The following is a 22429-nucleotide window of genomic DNA, read 5'->3' as shown; positions in this document are numbered from 1 at the left end:
GAGTGGTGAAAGCGTGAGCTAACAGTGGACAGCGAAGAGTCCGGGGGGAGTCCGCGCGAGCCGTTGTCAGCGGCTTGAATCCCGTCCGCACGACGGGGAACGCACCAGCGACAATCCGGTATCCGGCCGAGTGCTGTCACCGCGAGCCCCACCGGGCTCACTTGACCGACAACGAAACGGCTGGGTGATGACAGACAACGCGACGGACAGGGGTGCGGTCGATACCAGGGGGCGCCGTCACCGGAGATGGCGCGTATCCGCGGCGCTGGGTCTGGCGGCGGTGCTGGCGGGCGGCGGGATCGCCGCCCTCCGCACCGCCGGATCGCCCGCGTCGGATGCCCCGGAGCCCGCGGCTGCCGTCGCCTCACACTCCGGCCGGCTGACATCCGAGGAATCGCGCGAGGCGCCCCGTATCGCCATCGACGCCGCCGCCGGGCCCGGGGCCGCGAAGGACCGTCAGAAGGCGACGAAGAAGAGTGACGGGGAGCGGAACGCCGCGGGCGGCTCCGGTGCCGAGCCGCTGGACACCCGCCGGCCGCCCCGGGCCAAGTCGGCGTCCTCCGACACCGACAGCCGGGCCGAGGTCCAGCTCTACGACTACGCCTCGGACACCCTCATCACCAGGGTGGTCGATCTGCGCTCCGAGAAGGTCCTCGACTCCGCCCGCCGGCACGGCGTCCAGCCGCCTCCCACCCTGGCCGAGGCCCGCGAGGCGGTGAAGGTCATCCTCGCCGACCGCCGGCTCGGCCCGGGGATGCGCGAGTCCTACGCATCGCAGACCGGGAAGCGGCTGACCTCGCCCGCCCAACTGCGGCTCCAGAGCATGTCGTTCCTCGGCTCACGGGCCGAGGGGGTGGACGGCGCCCGGAAGGTGTCCCGGTGTGGTGAGCACCGGTGTGTGCAGCTGTTCGTGCGCATTCCCGGTGGCAAGTGGATCGACACCAGCCGGATCGTCATCGATCTGTCGGCCAGGCGCGCCGCCGTCATCGGCCTGTGAGGGGAGCGTGGTCCGTGTCCAGTCTGTTTCGGCGTACCCGTGTGTTTCGGCGTGGCCATCTGCTTCGGTGTGCCCGTGTGCTGATCGCCATGGTGGGATTGCTGGCCCTGTGGGTGCCGGGCCCGGCCTCCGCGGCGCCCGCGAGGGCCGCGGCGGACCCGCCCTGCCCCGCCGCGGATCGCATCGACACGACCCTCAAGAACGGTGCCCGGTGGCAGATGTGCTGGGACATCGACCGCAACACCGGTGCGGTGTTGAGCGATGTGATCTACACCCCGAACCGCTCCACCCCCACCCGGGTCCTCAAGAGCGCCTCGCTGGCCGAGGTGCATGTGCCCTACGACAGCGGTCAGCCCCGCTTCTACGACGTATCGTCCATCGGCTTCGGCGATCTGGAGCAGGGCACGCTCACCCCGCTCAGCGCCAAGGACTGCCCCGACGGGCGGCTGCGCGACTTCCGTGACACCCCGGTGCTGTGCGTCGAGGAGCAGCCGCGGCCGTTCGCCTACAAGAGCGCCGTGGAGAAGGGCGTGCTGCACGGCACCGATCTGGTCGTCTTCTCGGTCTCCGAGATCGGCTGGTACGACTACATCACCGAGTGGCGCTTCTCGGACGACGGCTCCATCACCCCCCGGTCGGGCGCCACCGGAAGCCTCTCCCCGTTCCAGTTCTCCGACGCGAGCAGCGGCTGGCCGACCGGGGTGGGCTCCACCCGGTTCAGCGAGAACCACTCGCACAACATCTTCTGGCGGCTGGACTTCGACGTCGACGGACAGTCGAAGAACACCGTGGAGCAGTACGACTACCTGGGCAGCGGCACGGCCGCGCGCACCACCAAGCGCACGGTGTTCTCCCGTGAGAGGGCGGCGGACCTCGCGCCCACCCGCTTCTGGCGGGTGGTCAACCCCGCCGCCGAGAACTCCGACGGCCACGCCAAGTCCTGGGAGATCGACAACCACCAGAGCGATCAGTACCGGGGCCCGCACGAGACCGAGGAGTTCACCCACCACGACATGTACTTCACGCAGTACCGGGAGTGCGAGCGGCTGGCCTACGGCAACACCGCCCCGGACTGCGCCACCTCGGTCGACAAGTACACCGGCGGCGAGAAGCTGACCGACCCGGTCGCCTGGGTCAGTGTCGACTTCCACCATGTGCCCAGGGACGAGGACCAGGACCCCATGCCCACCCACTGGCAGGGCTTCAGGATCGTGCCCCGGGACCTCACGGCCACGAGCCAGCTGCCATGACCCGGTCCCCGTCGCCCGTCCCGTCCCCCGGCAAGGAGTGCACCGTGTTACGTCGGACCCCGGCCCCGTCAGTCGAGGAGCGGTCGAAGATACGCCGCGTCCTCGAGGACCGGCTGACCGCCCTGGCCCGCGCCCATCAGGTGCCCGCGGCCCAACTCGCCGTGCACAGCGGCGGAACGACTCTCGCCGTGGAGACCGGCGTCCTGGACGCGGACACCGGCGAGCCGTGCACCGCCGACGCGGCCGTGCCCATCGGCTCCATCACCAAGGCCTACACCGCGACCGTGGTGATGCTCCTGGTGGCGGACGGCGATGTGGAGCTGGACGACCGGCTCGGCGACCATGTGCCGGAGCTGCGGCGGGCCGGTCCGCCGTGCACGGTGCGCCAGGTGCTCAGCCACACAGCGGGGCTGCCGTCCGGGCCCGACTCCGATCAGGTGGCCTCGCTGACCGCCGCGCGCTATCTGCTGGACCACTGCACGGACCGCAGCCTGGTGATGCCCCCGGGGACGGACTTCTCCTACTCCAACGCGGGCTATGTGGCCGCGGGCCGGCTGATCGAGACGGTCACCGGAATGAGCTGGCAGGAGGCCGTGCGGTCCGTTCTGCTCGATCCGCTGGGCACCGTGCCGTCCTTCATCGGCACGGCCGGCGCCCCGCACCGGCCCACGGCGCGCGGCCACTCGGCCAACAAGGCCACGGGCAGAACGCGGCCGGTGCGGCAGAACCTCGCCCCCGCCGAGGCCGCAGCCGGTGCTCTGAGGGTCAGTGCCCTCGATCTGGTGGCGCTGGGCCGGGCCCATATCGGCGACGGGGCCGTGGGATCGCTGCCCCATGAGCTCGCGGAGGAGATGCGCCGCCCGGTGCCCGGCGCCGACCCCGGTGTGCTGGCCGACGGCTGGGGCCTGGGCTGGGGGCTCTTCCGGCACGGCGACACGCTGTGGTTCGGGCACGACGGCAACGCCCAGGGCACCTCCTGCTTCCTGCGGGCCGATCCCGCCACGGGAGCGGTGGTCGGCTTCACGGCCAACGCGGGCGCCGGCACCGAGCTGTGGCATGAACTGACCGATGTCCTCGGCGAGATCACCGGCGTCCGGGTGCCCCCCACACCCACCCCGCGGCACCGGGCCACCTCCATGGCCGCCACCTCGCAGTGCACCGGGATCTATCTCAACGGCGACATCGAGTACCAGGTGACCATCGGCGAGGGCGGCGTTCTCGCCCTGTCCGTGGACGGCGACCTCCCCGCGCCGCTGGTCTGCCACGAGGACCTCACCTGCGATCTGGTGGACCCCTCCTCCGGACGCCGGCTCCCCGGCGGGCGCTTCGTCCGCGATCCGCGGACCGGCGCCGTGGACCGGATCCAGCTCTCGGGCCGGATGGCCCGTAAGAGCGCCCTGGTCTGAGATTCCCACCGCCCCGCACACGGCCGTTCTCCCCACGTCTCCTCCGGCCGGGCGCGGGCGCACCGGCTCGGCGTCGGCCGGCCCGAGCCGCCCCCATATCCGCCCGTTCAACCGCTCTGAAGGGCCACGACCCACCATGACGGACCACTACGAGACCTCATCGGTGTCCGCACCCCAACCCGTCCCGGACCTCCCTCCGCAGGCGTGGAACGCCACGGACCGCGCCGTCTCCCGCGCGCCGCTCGGCGAGCTCTTCGCCGTCCGGGCGGAGCGCGCCCCCGAGGCGCCGGCGCTGGTGGCGGACGGGTGCGAGTGGTCCTTCGGGGAGGTCGAGCGCTGGGCGAACCGGCTGGCCCACCATCTCATCGCGCAGGGCGTGGGTCCGGAGCGGGTGGTGGCGCTGGTGCTGCCCCGCTCGGCGGAACTGGTGGTGGCCGAGCTGGCGGTGGCGAAGGCGGGTGGCGCGTACCTCCCGATCGACCCCGCGCACCCCGAGGAGCGCCGGGCCATGATGCTGGCCGACGCCCGGCCGGTGGCCGTGCTCGACGACCCGGCGTGGATCCGGGAGGCGGGGGCCGGGGCGGGCCCGGATCACGCGCCCGGCCGGGGGGAGTTGCTCGGCCCACTGTGCCCCGAGCATCCCGCGTATGTCATCTACACCTCCGGCTCCACGGGCGTGCCCAAGGGCGTCCTGGTGCCACACGCCGGTCTGGGCAACTTCGCGGCCGCGACGGCGGCCCACTACCAGGTCCGGCCCGGTGACCGGGTGCTGCAGTTCTCCTCGCCCAGCTTCGACGCCTCCGTCCTGGAGCTGTGCTCCTCCCTGCTCGCCGGGGCGGCCCTGGTGGTGCCCCCTGAAGGACCGCTGCTGGGCGCCGAGCTGGTGTCGGTCCTGCGGGAGAGGCGGGTGACCCATGCCCTGATCCCCCCGGCCGCGCTCGCCACCGTGCCCCCGGAGGAGCTCCATGACGGACTGCCCGACTTCCGCACCCTGATCGTGGGCGCGGAGGCGTGCCCCGCCGATCTGGTGGACCTGTGGGCGCCCGGGCGGCGGATGGTGAACTCCTACGGTCCGACGGAGGCCACGGTCGTGGCCTCCTGGACGGACGCCCTGGCGGCGGGGACCGGCGCCCCGCCGATCGGCCGTCCGCTGCCCAACACCCGCGTGTTCGTGCTGGACGAGGCGGCGCGGCAGGTGCCGGTCGGGGTCACCGGAGAGCTGTGCATCGGCGGCGCGGGCCTGGCCCGCGGCTATCTCGACCGGCCGGGGCTGACCGCCGAGCGGTTCACCGCCTGCCCGTTCGGCCCGCCCGGATCGCGGATGTACCGCACCGGTGACCTGGTCCGCTGGAACGCCGACGGCGAACTGGAATTCCTCGGCCGGGCCGACCACCAGGTCAAGATACGCGGCTTCCGCGTCGAACTGGGCGAGGTGGAGGCCGCGTTGGCCCGCCACCCCCGGGTGGGGTCCGCCGTGGTCACCGTGCGGGAGGACGAGCCCGGTCAGAAGCGGCTGGTCGCCCATGTGGTGCCGCCCAGCGGCGGGACCCCGCCGAAGGCCGCGGAGGTGCGCGCCGCGGTGGCCCGGGTACTGCCGGCGCATATGGTGCCGTCCGCCTACGTCGTACTGGACGCGTTCCCCCTCACCCCGCACCGCAAGATCGACCGGCAGGCGCTGCCCGCCCCGCGCTCCGCGCCCGACGGCGACGCGCGCCACATCGCCCCGCGCACCCCCGCCGAGGAGGCCCTGGCCCGCGTCTGGTCCGAGGTGCTGCCGGTGGACGCCGTGGGCGTGGAGGACGACTTCCTGGGCCTGGGCGGTGACTCCATCCTCGGGGTGCGGCTGCTGACCCGGATCCGGGCCGAGCTGGGCGTGGACCTCTCACTGCGCGATCTGCTCGACGCCAGGACGGTGGCGCGGCTGGCCGGCAGGCTGCCCGCCGCGGCGGCCGACACGCCGGAGGCGCCGATCCCGCCCGCGCCGCGCGACCGTCCGCTGCCGCTTTCCTCCGCCCAGCGGCGGCTGTGGTTCCTGGACGATCTGACCTCCGGCGGAACCGAGTACAACACCGGGGCCGGGCTGCGGCTCGACGGCCCCCTGGACGCGGCCGCGCTGCGCCGGGCGCTGGACCGGCTCGCCGCCCGCCATGACGCCCTGCGCACCACCTTCGCCACCGTGGACGGGCACGGGGTGCAGCAGGTGGCCGCGCACGGGAGCGTACCGCTCGAGCGGCTCGATCTGGGCGGGCATCCGGCGCGGCGGCGCGCCGAGGAGCTCGACGCCACGCTGACCGCCGAGCTGAACCGCCCCTACGACCTCGGACAGGGCCCGCTGACCAGGGCGCTGCTGATCCGGCTCGCCGACGAGGAGCACATCCTGCTGCTGGCGCAGCACCACATCGTCACCGACGGCTGGTCGGTCGGGCTGCTGGTGCGCGAACTGGCCGCGCTCTACGCCGCCGAGGTGTCCGGAACCGACGCCGCGCTCCCCGGTCCGGCCCTCCAGTACCCGGACTTCGCGGTGTGGGAGCGGAGCCGTCCCGCCACCGCCGGTGCGGACGCCGATCTGGAGTACTGGCGGGGCCGGCTGGCCGGGATGCAGACGCTGGAGCTGCCCACCGACCGCCCGCGCCCGCCGGTGCGCACCACGGCGGGCGCGGTGCACCGCCGTGAGCTGCCCGCCGAGCTGGTGGCGGGGCTGGCCCGGCTCGGCAGGGAGCGGGACACCACGCGGTTCACCCTGCTCGCGTCCGCCGTCGCGGTGCTGTTCTCCCGCTACTCGGGCCAGCGGGACATCGCCTTCGGCACCGTGACCGCCGGGCGCCACCGCAGGGAGCTGGAGTCGGTCGCCGGATTCTTCGTCAACACCCTTGTGCTGCGCGCCGATGTGGACGGGGACAGCACGGTAGGGCGGTTCCTGGACGCGATGCGCGAGACGGTGCTGGACGCCTTCAGCCATGACCGGCTGCCGTTCGAGCGCGTCGTCGAGGAGCTGGCCCCGCGCCGCGACCCCAGCCGCAATCCGCTGGTGCAGGCGCTGGTCGTCCAGCAGAGCGCCATGGTGCCCGGCCAGGAGGCGGGGGGTGTGCGGATCACCGAGCACTCCCTGCCGCGCCCGGCCGCGCGGTTCGATCTGGTGCTGGAGTTCCTGCCCCGCGACGACGGCTCGCTGGGGCTGACCGTGGAGTTCAACTCCGATCTGTTCGACGCGGCCACGATCGAGCGGATGGCCGGGCATCTGCACCGGCTGCTGACCGCCATGGTGGCCGATCCGGGCGCCACCCTGATCTGCTTGCGGATGCTGGCCGACGCCGAGTGGCATGCGATGCTCGACGCCTGGAACGGGCCGGAGCGGCCCGTGGTCGACGCCACCCTGCCCGATCTCTTCGCCGCCCAGGTGTCGCGGCGGCCCACGGCCACCGCCGTGACCTGCGGGGACACCACCCTCTCCTACGACGAGGTGAACCGGCGCGCCAACCGGCTGGCGCGGCTGCTCATCGACCGGGGCGCCGGTCCCGAGCGGCTGGTGGCCCTCGCCCTGCCCCGCTCGGCCGAGCTCGTCGTCGTCCTGCTGGCGGTGCTCAAGGCGGGCGCCGGATATCTGCCGGTGGACCCCGAATACCCGGCCGAGCGCATCGCGTTCATGCTGGAGGACGCCGCGCCCTCGACCGTCCTCACCACCACCGGGGCGGCCGGCTGCCTGCCCGCGGACGCCGCACCGCTGCCGCTGGACGACCCGGAGGTGCGCGCCCGGCTGGACGGGCTCGCGGACGGCGACATCACCGACACCGAACGGCTCCGGCCGCTGGTCCCGGCCCATCCCGCCTATGTCATCTACACCTCCGGATCCACCGGCCGGCCCAAGGGCGTGGTGGCCACCCACCGCGGTGTGGCGGGGCTCGCGGCCTGGGCCGAGGCGGAGCTGGGGCGGGAGCGGCTGACCGACGTGGTCGCCTCGACCTCGCTCAACTTCGATGTGTCGGTCTTCGAGATCCTCTGCCCGCTGCTGGCCGGCGGCAGCGTCGAGGTGGTGCGCGACCTGCTCGCCCTCACCGATCCCGAGGGGCGGCCGCGGGCGACGGGGCTGCTCAGCGGGGTGCCCTCGGTGTTCTCCCGGCTGCTGGGCGGGGATCGCCCGGCGGACTGGGCCCGGACCATCGTACTGGCGGGTGAGGCGCTGCCCGCCCAGACCGTACGGGACATCCGGGAGGCCATGCCGTCCTGCCGGATCGCCAATCTCTACGGGCCGACCGAGGCCACGGTGTACGCCACCGGCTGGTTCTGCGACGGCCGGGCGCCCTCGCAGGCCCCGCCGATCGGCCGCCCGGTCGCGGGCACCCGCGCGTACGTCCTGGACCCGACGCTGCGGCTGGTGCCGCCCGGGGTGACCGGTGAGCTGTATCTGGGTGGGCAGGGCCTGGCCCGGGGGTATCTGCGGCGGCCCGGGCTGACCGCCCACCGCTTTCTCGCGGACCCCTTCGGGGCGCCCGGCAGCCGGATGTACCGCACCGGTGACCTGGTCCGCTGGAACGGCGAGGGCCAGCTGGAATACGTGGGCAGAGCCGATGACCAGGTGAAGATCCGTGGCTTCCGCATCGAGCTGGGCGAGGTGGAGACGGCGCTGCTGCGCCACCCCGACATCGCCGAGGCGGCGGCCGTCGCCCGGGAGACGGACGGCCACCAGCGGCTGATCGCCTATGTGGTGGCCGCCGCGGGCGCCGAGCCCGACCCGGCGGGGCTGCGGCGGTTCCTGCGGCGCTCGCTGCCCGACTACATGGTGCCCGCCTCCGTCGTCGTCCTGGAGCGGATGCCGCTCAACCCCAACGGCAAGCTGGACCGCGGCCGGCTCCCCGAGCCGGACTGGGCCGAGGCCGCGGCACCGGGCTATGTGGCGCCCCGGACCGCCACCGAGCGGACCCTGGCGACGGTCTGGGCCCGGATCCTGCGGGTGGACCGCGTGGGGATGGAGGACAACTTCTTCTCCCTCGGCGGCGATTCGATCCTCAGCATCCAGCTGGTCTCCCAGGCACGGCGGGCCGGTCTCGCCGTCACCTCGCGCGATGTCTACCGCCATCAGACGATCGCCGCGCTGGCCCTGCACCTGGACACCACCACGGCCCCGGCCGAGCCCACCTCCGAAGGGGACGGGACGGCCACCGGGGAGCTTCCGCTGACCCCCATTCAGCACTGGCTGTTCACCGCCGACCCCGAGCGGGCCGGCCACTTCAACCAGACCATCTCGCTGGTGCTGCCCGAGGACGTGGACGAGGACGCGCTGCGGCACGCCCTGGACGCCCTGGTGGGCCACCATGACGCCCTGCGCTCCCGCTTCCACCGCCGCGACAGCGGCTGGTACCAGCGGATCGAGGACGCGGCGGCCGTCCGCGTCCCGCTCCAGACCACCGGCGCCGGGCACCTGGGCCGTTTCGACCTGGCCGAGGGGCCGCTGATGCGGGCGGTGCTCGACCGGGACGCCGGGCCGCACCCGGTCCTCCACCTCACCATCCATCACGCGGTGGTGGACGGGGTGGCCTGGCGCGTCATCCTGGAGGATCTCGACGGCGCCTACCGGCGGGCGGCGGCCCGGGACGAGGGCGCCGGGCTTCCCCCGAAGTCCTCACCGCTGCGCCGCTGGGCGCTGCGGCTCAACACCCATGCCGGGGAAGGCGGGTTCGCCGACGAGGACGCGTACTGGACCGGCCTGGCCGGGGCCTGCGACCCCTCGCTGCCGACGGACCTGAACGGGACGGCCGGGGCGAACACCTACGCCTCGGCCCGGTCGGTCACCGTCCGGCTCGGCCCGGAGGAGACCGCCGCACTCCTCCAGACGCTCCCCGAGGTCTACCGCACACAGGTCAACGATGTCCTGCTGAGCGCGCTGGCCCGGGTGCTGCGCCGCTGGACCGGGCGCGCCCGGGTGCCGGTGGACGTGGAGGGCCACGGCCGCGAGGAGCTGTTCGCGGACCTGGATCTGTCCCGTACGGTCGGCTGGTTCACCACCCGCTTCCCGGTGGCGCTCGACCTTCCGGACGGCGGCTGGGGCGAGATTCTCAAGTCCGTCAAGGAGCAGATGCGGGCCGTACCGCGGCGTGGTCTGGGCTACGGGGTGCGGCGCCATCTGCTCGATGGCGCGGGCCTTCCCGACGGCCCCACGGCCGGGATCAGCTTCAACTACCTCGGCCGGTTCGAGGCGCCGGGCGGTGGCGACGGGCTCTTCCGCGGTCTGCACCGGGAGCTGGCCCTGGACGCCGACCCCACCTCGCCGCGCCCGCATCCGCTGGAGGTGGTGGGCCGGGCCCGGGGGGACGACCTGGAGTTCACCTGGTTCTACTCCGCGAATCTGCACCGCGAGGAGACGGTCACCCGGCTCGCCGGGGAGTTCCGCGAGGCGCTGTGCGAGATCGCCCGGCACGGCAGCGCGCCCGGCGCGGGCGGCCGCACCCCGTCCGACTTCCCGCTCGCCGCCCTCGACCAGGCCGCCGTGGACCGGCTGGCCGGAAACGGGGGCGCGGTGGAGGACATCTACCCGCTCACCCCCACCCAGGCGGGCATGCTGTTCCACGCGCTGGCGCAGGGTGACCGGCGGGCCTACTTCCAGCAGCTCACCTTCGTCCTCGACGGGGTGCCGGAGCCGACGGCGCTGGCCGCGGCCTGGCAGCAGGTCGCCGACCGCACCCAGGTGTTACGCGCCCGCGCGGTGTGGGAGGGGGTTCCCGAGCCGGTCCAGGTGGTGGAGCGCGGGGTCCGGATCCCGGTGGCCCTGCTCGACTGGCGTCATCTGTCCGGGCCGGACGAGCGCCGGCGGGAACTGCGGAGGTTCCTCGCCGAGGACCGGGAGCGCGGCCTGGACCTGGCCGCCGCGCCGCTGACGCGGCTGGCGCTGGCCCGGCTGTCGGCGACCGAGGTCCAGGTGGTGTGGACGTTCCACCATCTGATCCTGGACGGCTGGAGCCTGTTCCAGGTGCTCTCCGACGTCTTCCACTGCCACGCACGGGCGCGTGACGGGGCGTCCGGCGCGGCGATGGCCGCCGGGCTGCCCGGCCGCCGCCCGTTCGGCGACTATGTGGCCTGGCTGCGGGAGCGCGACGGGGCCCTGGCCGAGGAGCACTGGCGGGCCCGGCTCGGCGATCTCACCGAGCCCACCCCGCTGCCGTACGACCGGGAACCCACCGAGACCCATCACGCCGAGTCCACCGAGGAGCTCCGTGTGACCGTGCCCGCCGCCACCACCCGGCGGCTCCAGGCGCTGGTCCGGGACGAGGGGCTCACCCTGAACACCGTGGTGCAGGGCGCCTGGGCGCTGCTGCTGGCCCGGCAGTCCGGCCGCCAGGACGTGGTCTTCGGGACCACGGTGTCCGGACGGCCGCCGGAGCTGCCGGGCGTGGAGACGATGAACGGGCTGTTCATCACCACCGTGCCGACCCGCCTCACGGTGCCGGCCGGGTCCACCCTGCTGTCCTGGCTGGGCGCGGTGCAGTCCGGGCAGACCGAGGACCGGCGGTTCGACTTCGTGCCACTCACCCGGCTGCGGTCCTGGACCGGTCTGCCCGAGCGGGTGAACCTCTTCGACTCCATCGTGGTCTTCGAGAACTATCCGGTCGGCGGGGACCTCGCCGCCGCGCACGGCCTGGCCCTGCGCGACCTGAACGGTGTCGAGACCACCAACTACCCGCTGTCCCTGGTGGTCTACCCCGGCGAGGAGCTGGCGCTGCGGCTCGGCTACGACCCGGCGCTCTTCGACGAGGCCACCGCCCGGCGGATGGCGGAGCACCTGACGGTGCTGCTGACGGCCATGGCCGACACCCCGGACCGGGCGCCCGCACACCTTCCGATGCTCACCGCCGCCCGCCGCCACCAGGTGCTCCGGGAGTGGAACGACACCGCGGTCCCGCTGCCCGAGTCCACGGTGGCCGGGCTGTTCGCCGAGCGGATGCGGTGTGCGCCGGACGCGGTGGCCCTGGACGGCGGGGCCGGCCCGGTGAGCTACCGGGAGCTGGACACCCGCGCCAACCGGCTGGCCCACCGGCTCATCGGACACGGCGTCGGCCCGGAACGCCCGGTGGCCGTCCTGATGGACCGGTCGGTGGAGCTGGTGGTGGCGCTGCTGGCGGTCGTCAAGGCGGGCGGGGTGTACGTACCGCTGGACACCCGCGCCCCCGGGGACCGGCTGCGGCGCGTGCTGGCGGAGGCGGGCGCGGAGGTGCTGCTGACCGACCACGCGTGGGAGCGCACGGCAGCGGACCTCTCAGGCGCGGCGCGGACCCTGCTCGTGGAGTCCGGGTCCGGGTCCGGCGACGACGACGGCCCGTCGCAGCCGCCGAACGTGGCGCTCTCCCCCGACAACGCCCTCTACCTGATGTTCACTTCGGGCTCCACCGGGCGGCCCAAGGGCGTCGCGGTGCGCCACCGCGATGTGACCGCCCTCGTCACGGACCGCGCCTTCGCGGACCACGACCGGGTGCTGGTGCACTCGCCCCAGGCGTTCGACGCCTCGACGTACGAGCTGTGGGTCCCGCTGCTGCGCGGCGGCCGGGCCGTGCTGGCGCCCGCCGGGGACGTGGACGCGGACACCGTGCGCCGGGCGATCGCCGAGTACGGGGTGAGCTGTCTGTGGCTGACCGCCGGGCTGTTCCGGCTGCTGGCGCAGGAGGCGCCGGAGTGTCTGCGCGGCGCCCGGGAGGTGTGGACCGGCGGTGAGGCGGTGCCCCCGGGCGCGGTGCGCCGGGTGCTCGCCGCCTGCCCCGATCTGACGGTGATGGACGGCTACGGGCCCACCGAGACCACGACCTTCGCCACCCGTCGCCCCTTCCGCGCCGGAGAGGAGCTGCCGCGCTCGCTACCCATCGGACGGCCGCTGGACAACACCCGCACGTACGTCCTCGACGGTGCGCTCCAGCCGCAACCCCCCGGCGTTCCCGGGGAGTTGTACATCGCGGGGGCCGGGGTGGCGCGCGGCTACCACGGCCGCCCCGGTGCCACCGCCGAGCGGTACATCGCCGATCCGTTCGGGCCGTCCGGCTCCCGGATGTACCGCACCGGGGACATCGTGGCCTGGACCGACGACGGTGAACTGCGCTTCGTGGGCCGCGCCGACGACCAGCTGAAGGTCCGGGGCTTCCGCATCGAACCGGGCGAGATCGAGGCCGCGCTGACCCGCCACGAGGCCGTGGCGGAGGCGGTCGTCACGCTCTCCCGCGTGGGCGACCGCACGCTGCTGACCGGCTACGCGGTGCCGGTGGGCGGGGCCGAGGTGCCGGACGCCGGGGAGCTGCGGTCCTTCCTGGGCGGCCTGCTGCCCGACTACATGGTGCCCTCGGCGTTCGTCGCCCTCGACGCGCTGCCGCTCACCCGCAACGGCAAGGTGAACCGCCGCCGGCTGCCCGCGCCCGACCCGGCGGCGGCCGGGACGGCCGGGTACGTGGCGCCCCGTACCGACACCGAGCGGGCCCTCGCGGAGATCTGGGGCACCCTGCTGGGCCGCGAGCGGATCGGCGCGGAGGACAACTTCTTCCATCTTGGCGGGGATTCGATCCTCAGCATCCAGGTGGCCTCCCGCGCCCGGCGGGCGGGGCTGGCCTTCACCCCCCGCGAACTCTTCCGGCATCCCACCATCGCCTCGCTCGCCGCCGTCACCACGCCCACCGCCACGCCCGCCGCCGACACCGGGCCGGTGACCGGTGAGGTGCCGCTCACCCCGATCCAGCACTGGTTCTTCGGGACGCGGACCGACCGGCCCGGCCACTTCAACCAGTCCGTGGTCGTGGAGCTCCAGCGGGAACCGGACCTCCGCGCGCTGCGCGCGGCGCTCGACGCGCTGCTGGTCCACCATGACGCGCTGCGCATGCGGTTCGCCCCCGGCGCCGACGGAGGTCCGCGGCAGTACTGCCCGCAGCCGGACCTGACGGCCCCGGCGCCCCTGCGGGAGCACGACCTGTCGGGGCTCGACGCGGACCGGTGCCGGGCCGCCGAGGAGACGGCGATGGCGGAGGCGCAGGCCGGGTTCGACCTGGCCCGGGGTCCGCTGCTGGCCGCGCGGCTGTTCCACCGTGGCGACGGAGCGCGGCCGACCCTCTTCCTGACCGTCCACCACCTGGTGGTGGACGGTGTCTCCTGGCGGGTGCTGCTGGAGGATCTGAACACCGCGTACCGGCAGCTGCTCAACGGCGGGCGGGCCGACCTCGGCCCGCGCACCACGTCCGTACGGGACTGGTCCCGAAAGCTCACCGAGCACACCGCCGCCGGTGGTTTCGACGCCGAACTCCCCCACTGGCGGGCGGTGACCGCGGAGTGCGCCGCGGGGCTGCCCGTGGACGGCGAGGGGGACAACACGGTGGCGTCCATGGCGTCGGTCACCGTCCGTCTTGACCAGGAGCGCACCGAGGCGCTGCTGCGGCAGGTTCCCGAGGTCTACCGCACCCGTGTGGACGATTGTCTGCTCGCGGCGCTGGGGCGGGTGCTCGGCGACTGGACCGGGCGGCGCCGGATCGCCGTGGACCTGGAGGGCCACGGCCGGGAGGAGCATCTGCTGGACGGGGTGGACCTGTCCCGCACCGTCGGCTGGTTCACCAGCCTCTGTCCGGTCGCCCTGGACGTCCCGGGCGGCGGCTGGGGCGAGACGCTGAAGTCCGTCAAGGAGCAGCTGCGGGCGGTGCCCGCACGGGGCATCGGCTACGGCGCGCTGCGCCATCTCTCCCCCGCCTCCGGTCTCCAGGACGCGGCCGAGCCCGGGATCAGCTTCAACTACCTCGGGCAGTTCGACTGGTCGGCGGCGGATGACGACACCGGTCTCGTCCGCGCCGTACGGGACGGTCTTGGCGGTGACGCCGCGCCCGACATGGCCCGGCCGCATCTGCTGGACGTCGTGGGCCGGGTGGAGCGCCGGTGCCTGGAGATCACCTGGTACTACGGCTCGGGGACGCACACCGAGGAGACGGTGGCCGGGCTGGCGCGGGGGATGCTCCGCGGGCTGGAGGAGATCGTCGGCCACTGCGCCGACCCCGGGGCGGGTGGCCGCACCCCGTCGGACTTCCCGCTGGCCCGGCTCGACCAGGCCGCGGTGGACCGGATCGCCGCCGACGGCCGGGCGGTGGAGGACATCTATCCGCTGACCCCGACCCAGGCCGGGATGCTGTTCCACGGGCTGATGGACCCGGCGTCGGACGCGTATGTCAACCAGGTCCAGCTGACGCTGACCGGTGCGGGCGATCCACAGGCGCTGGCCACCGCGTGGCGGCAGACGGTGGACGCCAATCCGATCCTGCGCACCCATCTGGTGTGGGCGGACACCCCGGAGCCGCTCCAGGTCGTGACGCACCGGGCGGCGCTCCGGATCGTCCACCACGACTGGACGCGGCGGCCCGAGGAGTGGCGCGAGGCCGAGCTGGACCGGATGCTCGCCGAGGACCGGGCCGAGGGGATCGACCTGGCCACGGCGCCGCTGATGCGGCTGGCGCTGATCCGGCTGTCCGCCGACGAGGTGCGGATCGTCTGGACCTTCCACCATGTGCTGCTCGACGGCTGGAGCGCGGCGCAGGTCTTCGACGAGGTCAGTGAGCGGTACGCGGCGCTGACCTCGGAACGGGCGCCCGTGGTGCCCGCCCGCCGGCCGTTCCGCGAGTATCTGGGCTGGCTCGGCGCGCAGGACACGGCGGAGGCCGAGCGGTACTGGCGTACGGCGCTGGCCGGGTTCACCTCGCCCACCGAACTGCCCCGGGACCGGCCCGCGCCGGAGGCACACCGCAGCGCCTCCTCGGGCTCGCACCGGGTCACGCTGGGCGCCGAGGAGTCCGCCCGGCTCCGTACGACCGCGCAGCGGGGCGGGCTGACCATGAACACGGTGGTGCAGGGCGCCTGGGCGCTGCTGCTGTCCCGGTACAGCGGGGCCGACGACCTGTGCTTCGGCACCACCGTCTCGGGGCGGCCGGCCGCGCTGCCGGGTGTCGAGTCCATGGTCGGGGTGTTCATCAACACCATCCCCACCCGGGTCCGGGTGGCCGGGGAGAGCGGACTGCTGGACTGGCTGCGGGAGCTGCAGTCGGCGCAGTCGGAGTCCCGGCTCTTCGAGTTCGTGTCCCTGGCGCAGCTGGGGAGCTGGAGCGAGGTGCCCGGCGGGGTGAGCCTCTTCGACTCCATCGTGGTCTTCGAGAACTACCCGTTCGACGGCGAGGCCATCGCCGCCCATGGCCTGGGCATCCGGCAGGAGCGGGACGTGGAGCCCACCAACTACGCGCTCAGCGTGGTGGTGGCGCCCGAGGAGCGGCTGTCGATCTCGCTGGACTACGACCCCGACGCGTTCGACGCCCCGACGATCGAGCGGCTGGGCGGCTGTCTGCGCAATCTGCTGGTGGAGATGGCGACCGATCCGGAGCGGCGGCTGGACGAACTCCCGCTGGTCGGCGAGGCCGAGACGCGCGGCATCCTCGACCGCTTCAGCGGCCCGGTCTCCGCCGCGCCGGACGCGGTGCTGCCCGCGCTGTTCGAGGCGCGGGCGGCCCGTACACCGGACGCGGTGGCGGTGATGGGCGAGGGCGGGCCGCTGACCTACCGGGAGCTGAACGAGCGCGCCAACCGCCTGGCCCGGCTGCTGATCGCCTCGGGCGCCGGGCCGGAACACTTCGTGGCCCTGGCGCTGCCGCGCACACCGGAGCTGGTAATGGCCGTGCTGGCGGTGCTCAAGAGCGGGGCGGCCTATCTCCCGGTCGACCCGGCGTATCCGGCTGAGCGGATCGCCTTCATGCTCGGCGACATCGCCCCGGACACGGTGGTGACCACCGGGGCGGTGGCGGACCGGATCCCCGCCGGGGCGGGCGGCGACCGGATCCTGCTGGACGACGCGGAGTTCCGGGGGCGGCTGGCGCGACTGCCCGCCCACGACGTCGGCGACGCCGAGCGGCACGGCCCACTGCTCCCCGCCCATCCGGCGTACGCCATCCACACCTCGGGATCCACCGGTACGCCCAAGGGCGTCGTGGTCACCCATGAGAGCGTGGCGGCGCTGGCCGCGTGGGCACGGGAGGAGTTCGGCGCCCAGGGGCTCTCCCATGTGGTGGCCTCGACCTCCCTCAACTTCGATGTGTCGGTCTTCGAGATCCTCTGCCCGCTGCTGGCCGGTGGCGCCATCGAGGTCGTCCGCGATCTGCTCACCCTGGCCGAGCGGACGGAGGGCTGGACGGCGAGCCTGATCAGCGCCGTGCCCTCGGCGCTCGGGCAGGTGCTCGGCAAGGGGTCGGTCTCGGTGACGGCTGGGACCGTGGTACTGGCGGGCGAGGGGCTCGCGGCCCGTACCGTCAAGGAGGTCCGGGCGGCCATCCCCGGCTGCCGGGTGGCGAACATCTACGGGCCCACCGAGGCCACCGTCTACGCCACCGCCTGGACCTGCGACCCCGCCGATCCGGACCGCACCCCGCCCATCGGCGCCCCGGTGGCCGCCACCCGGGCCTACGCACTGGACTCGCGGATGCGGCCGGTGCCGGTCGGGGTGCCGGGAGAGCTCTATCTGGCGGGGCCGGGCCTCGCCCGGGGGTACTTCGGCCGGCCGGGGCTGACCGCGCAGCGGTTCACGGCCGATCCGTTCGGCCCGGCGGGCGGCCGGATGTACCGCACCGGCGACCTGGTCCGCTGGGACGAGCGGGGGCAGCTGGAATACCTCGGCAGAACCGACGACCAGGTCAAGGTGCGCGGTTTCCGTATCGAGCTGGGCGAGGTCGAGGCGGCGCTGGCGCGCCATCCCGGTGTCGCCGAGGCGGCCGCGGCGGTCGTCGACACCGGCGGCCACAAGCGGCTGGCCGGTTATGTGGTGCGGATCCCGGGCTCCCCGCTGGTGGACACCGCCGCGATCCGCGCCTTCCTCGCCACGAGCCTGCCGGACCATATGGTCCCCTCGGCCGTGGTCGTCCTGGACCGGCTGCCGCTGGGGTCCAGCGGCAAGCTGGACCGGCGTGCGCTGCCCGCGCCCGTCTGGGCGGCCCGCGCCACCGGCCATGTGGAGCCGCGTACGGAGACCGAGAAGGCCCTCGCCGCCATCTGGGCGGAGGTGCTCGGCGTGGAGCGGATCGGCGTGGAGGACAACTACTTCGCCCTCGGCGGCGATTCCATCCTCAGCATCCGGATCGTCTCCGCCGCCCGCCGGGCCGGGATCGAGCTGACCCCGCGCCATCTCTTCGTTCACCAGACCGTGGCGGACCTGGCGGCGGTCGCGCAGGAGGCCACGGCGACCGCGACCGCGGCCGAGCGGGGTCCGGTCGTCGGCGAGGTGCCGCTGACCCCGATCCAGCACTGGCTCTTCGACCAATTCGGCGCCACGGCCGGGCATTTCACCCAATCGGTCTCGGCCCAGCTGACCGTGCCGGTGGACCAGAGCGCGCTGCGCACCGCCCTGTCCACGGTGCTGACCCACCATGACGCCCTGCGGCTGCGCTTCGAGCGGACCGAGGACGGCGCCGTGCGCCAGCACAACGCCCCGCCGGGCGCGGAGCCGGCTTGGGACGTCCACGATCTGTCCGCCGTGGCACCGGAGCGGCGGGACGCGGTGATACGGGAGACGGCGAGGCGGATCCGGTCCGGGTTCGACCTGGCCCGGGGGCCGCTGCTGCGCGCCGTGCTCTTCACCCGGGGCGGGACGGAACGGCCCGTACTGCTGCTGACGGCCCACCACTTGGTGGTGGACGCCGTCTCCTGGCGCATCGTGCTGGAGGACCTGGACACCGCCTACCGGCAGATCGTCGCTGGCCGGACGCCCGAACCGGGCCCCAAGACCACGTCGTTCCGCACCTGGGCGCTGCGCCTGACCGAGCACACCGCCGCCGGGGGCTTCGACGCCGAGCGCGACTATTGGGCGGCCTCCCCCGGCTGCGCCGACCTCCCCACGGACGGCGAGGGCACGGGCACCGCTGCCTCGGCGGAGGAGGTGACCGTACGGCTCGACGCCGAGGAGACCCGGCTGCTGCTGCAAGAGGTGCCGGGCGCGTACCGGACCCGGATCAACGACGTGCTGCTGTGCGCCCTGGGACGGGTGCTGGCCCGCTGGACCGGCCGGGACACGGTGGCGGTGGCTCTGGAGGGGCACGGCCGGGAGGAGATCTTCGACGGGGTCGACCTGTCCCGTACGGTCGGCTGGTTCACCAGCATGTTCCCCGTCGCGCTCGAGGTCCCCGCCTCCTCAGGGCTGGAGCGGACGCTGAAGGCCGTCAAGGAGCGGCTGCGGGCGGTCCCCGGGAACGGCCTGGGCCACGGCGCGCTGCGCCATCTGTCCGGCGCGGCCGCCGCCGGGCTTCCCGCCACCCCCAAGATCAGCTTCAACTATCTGGGCCAGCAGGACTGGGAGCCCCCGGCGGGCGGTCTGCTGCACGCGCTGGCCGGTGGACTGGAGGGCGATATGAGCCCGGAGGCGCCCCGGCCGCATCTGCTCGATGTGATCGGCCGGGTGGCGGACCGGCGGCTCGAACTCAGCTGGTCCTACTCACGGTCGCTGCACCAACGCGCCACGGTGCGCCAACTCGCCGAGGAGATGGCCGAGGAGCTGCGGGCGATCGTCCGGCTGTGCACCCGCCCCGACGCGGGCGGGCGGACGCCGTCGGACTTCCCGCTGGCCGGTCTCGACCAGGAGACCGTCGACCGGCTGGCGGGCGACGGCCGGGACGTGGCCGATATCCATCCGCTGACCCCGACCCAGTCCGGGCTGGTCTTCCACGCCCTGGCCCAGCGGGGCCAGGGGCTCTATGTGGAGCAGGCGACGTTCGTCCTGGACGGGGTCGGCGACTCCGGAGTGCTGGCCGCCGCCTGGCAGCATGTCGTGGACCGCACCCCGGTGTTGCGCGGCGCGGTGGTGGTGCACGATGTGCCCGAGCCGCTGATGATCGTGCGCCGCACCGCGGCCGTACCGGTCGAGGAACTCGACTGGAGCGGCCTCACGGAGGACGAGCGCACGGCCGAGCTGGAGCGGCTGCTGGACCGGGACCGCGCCCGCGGGATCGATCTCACCGCGGCCCCGCTGCTCCGCGTCACCCTGGCCCGGCTCTCGCCCGGTGAGGTGCGGGTGCTGTGGACCTTCCACCATGTGCTGCTGGACGGCTGGAGCGTCTTCCAGGTGCTCGGCGATGTCTTCGCCGCCCATGCCGCCCTGGCCGCCGGTGAGCAGCCGAGGCTGCCGGCGCGCAGGCCGTTCGCGGACTATGTGGCCTGGCTCGCCCGTCAGGACCGCACGCGTGCCGAAGCGCACTGGCGGCAGGCTCTGGAAGGATTCACCTCTCCCACTCCCCTCCCCTATGACCGCAGGCCGACGCCGGAGCTGGCCACCCGGTCCTCGCGCTGGCTGTCGCACCGGCTCGGTGAGCGGGACACCGCCGCCCTCCAGGACTTCGCACGACGGCACCGGCTCACGCTGAATACGATCGTGCAGGGTGCTTGGGCCTTGCTCGTATCTCGCTTGAGCGGCGAGTCGGACGTCTGCTTCGGGACGACGGTCTCCGGTCGGCCGGCGGAGCTGCCCGGCGCGGACGACATCACCGGCATCTTCATCAACACCCTCCCGGTGCGGTGCGCGGTGGAGGGCACCGCCGGTGCCGTCGCCTGGCTGCGCGAGCTCCAGGCCGAGCAGGCGGACGCGCGCGGCTTCGGCCATGTGCCGCTGGCCCAGCTGCGAGGCTGGAGCGAACTGCCCGCCGGGGTGGACCTCTTCGAGAGCCTGGTGGTGTTCGAGAACTACCCCATCAACAGTTCGGCCGCGGCCGAGCACGGGCTGCGGGTGCGCGATCTGAACGCCCTGGAGTCCACCAACTACGCGCTGACCGTGGTGGTCTCGCCCGGATCCGAACTGTCCGTGGAACTCGGCTACGACCCGCGGCTCTTCGAGGAGTCCACCGCCGGGGCGCTGGCCGACCGGCTCACCCATCTTCTCGGCGCGCTGGCCGCGGCCCCCGACGAGCTGCCGCTGGACCGGATCGACATCCTCCCGGCCGCCGAGCGCCACCGGCTCCTGGTGGACTGGAACGACACCGCTCGGCAGGTGCCCCGGGCGACCTGGGCCGAGCTCGTCGAGGCGGCGGCGGACCGCCGGCCCGACGCGAGTGCGGTGGACTCCCCCGGCCTCCGGCTTACCTACGCGGAGCTGGACGGCTGGGCCAACCGCCTGGCCCATCACCTCATCGGGCAGGGCGTGGGCCCCGGCCGGATCGTCGCGCTGGTGCTGCCCCGCTCGGTGGAGTCCGTCGTGGCCCGGCTCGCGGTGGCCAAGGCCGGTGGCGCCTATCTGCCCATCGACCCCGACTACCCCGCCGAGCGCGTCGAGCTGATGCTCGAGGACTCCGCCCCGCATCTGGTGATCGAGCGGGCCGCCGGGGTCGAGGCGCCGGACGGCCCGGCGCACCGCCCCACGGACGAGGACCGGCTCGCCGCCGTCCACCCGGACGACCCCGCCTATGTGATCTACACCTCCGGGTCCACCGGAACGCCCAAGGGCGTGGTGGTCACCCATCGCGGGATCGCCGGGTTCGCCGCCGCCGAGGCCGAGCACTTCCAGGTGCGGCCGGGCGACCGGGTGCTGCGGTTCTCGTCGCCCGGTTTCGACGCCTCCGTCCTGGAGCTGTGCATGGCGCTGCCGTCCGGGGCCACGCTGGTGGTGCCCGAGCCCGGCCCGCTGCTGGGCGGCCATCTCGCGGACGTCCTGCGGCGGCAGCGGATCACCCACACCCTCATCCCGCCCGCCGCCCTCGCGACACTGCCCCCGGGCACCGAGCGGGAGCTGCCCGGTCTGCGCACGCTGATCGTGGGCGGGGACGCCTGCGGCGCGGAGCTCGCCGCCCGCTGGGCGCCGCACCACCGCGTGATCAACGCGTACGGGCCGACCGAGACGACCGTGGTGGCCACCTGGTCCGAGCCGCTCACCCCCGACGGCACCCCGCCGCCGATCGGGCGGCCCATCCCCAACACCCGGGTCCATCTGCTCGACGCGCGGCTGCGCCCGGTGCCGGTGGGTGCGGTGGGCGAGCTGTGGGTCAGCGGTCCGTCACTCGCCCGCGGCTATCTGGGCCGCGCCGGGCTGACCGCCGCCCGCTTCGTCGCCGACCCGTTCGGGCCGCCCGGCTCCCGGATGTACCGCACCGGCGACCTCGCCCGCTACGACGCGGAAGGCCGCCTGCACCATCTGGGGCGCGGCGACCACCAGCTCAAGCTGCACGGCCATCGCATCGAGGCCGGTGAGGTGGAGACCGCGCTGTGCGGCCACCCCGCGGTCGCGGAGGCCGTGGTGACGGTGCGGGAGGACGAGCCCGGGGTGCGCCGGCTGGTGGCCCATCTGGTCCTCGCGCCCGGGGCCTGCGTCCCGGCCGACACCGAGCTGCGCACCCATCTGGGCCGGACGCTCCCGGGCCCGATGGTCCCGTCGGCCTTCGCGGTGCTGGACCGGCTGCCGCTCAACCAGCACGGCAAGACCGACCGCGCGGCGCTGCCCGCGCCCGGCCCCGCCACCACCGCCGCACCGGCCGCCCACGTCGCCCCGCGCACCCCCACCGAGGAGGTCATCGCGGAGATCTGGTCGGAGGTGCTGGAGGTGTCGCCGGTCGGCGCGGAGGACGAGTTCTTCGCCCTGGGCGGTGACTCGGTCCGCAGTCTGCTGATCGCCTCCCGCGCCAAGGAGGCGTTCGCCGTCGATCTGACCCCGCGGGACATCCTGACCGCGCGCACCGTCTCCGCCCTCGCCGACCTGGTCGAGGAGCACATCCTGCGCGAACTCGAAGACGCCGCCTCCGGCGGCAGCGACCACGACGACCGGTGAGGAAGGA

At 74.1% G+C, this 22429-nt stretch carries 4 protein-coding genes; all 4 read left to right on the top strand.

Going from position 1 to position 22429, the window contains the following annotated elements; translation table 11 throughout:
- The first annotated feature begins 187 nt into the window (after positions 1–187).
- The 4 genes from ACMTAK_RS48095 (at position 188) to ACMTAK_RS48080 (ending at position 22422) form a co-directional block, all read left to right on the top strand.
- Complete coding sequence (locus ACMTAK_RS48095) at positions 188–997, top strand: hypothetical protein (protein WP_413812022.1); 810 nt, start codon at positions 188–190, stop codon at positions 995–997.
- Between the two features lie 89 nt (positions 998–1086).
- Entirely contained in the window at positions 1087–2247 is a 1161-nt protein-coding gene (locus ACMTAK_RS48090; RefSeq protein WP_413812021.1) for a copper amine oxidase, read from the top strand.
- Between the two features lie 44 nt (positions 2248–2291).
- Positions 2292–3653: a serine hydrolase domain-containing protein gene (locus ACMTAK_RS48085; protein ID WP_413812020.1), complete on the top strand. Its 1362-nt coding sequence runs from the start codon at positions 2292–2294 to the stop codon at positions 3651–3653.
- 136 nt (positions 3654–3789) lie between these two features.
- Positions 3790–22422: a non-ribosomal peptide synthetase gene (locus tag ACMTAK_RS48080; RefSeq protein ID WP_413812019.1), complete on the top strand. Its 18633-nt coding sequence runs from the start codon at positions 3790–3792 to the stop codon at positions 22420–22422.
- Positions 22423–22429: the final 7 nt, after the last annotated feature.

This window comes from Streptomyces lacaronensis, from assembly GCF_047337785.1.
GTDB lineage: Bacteria > Actinomycetota > Actinomycetes > Streptomycetales > Streptomycetaceae > Streptomyces > Streptomyces lycopersici.
The sequence above is the reverse complement of the archived record's forward strand: the minus strand, read 5'-3'. Positions and strand labels throughout refer to the sequence as shown.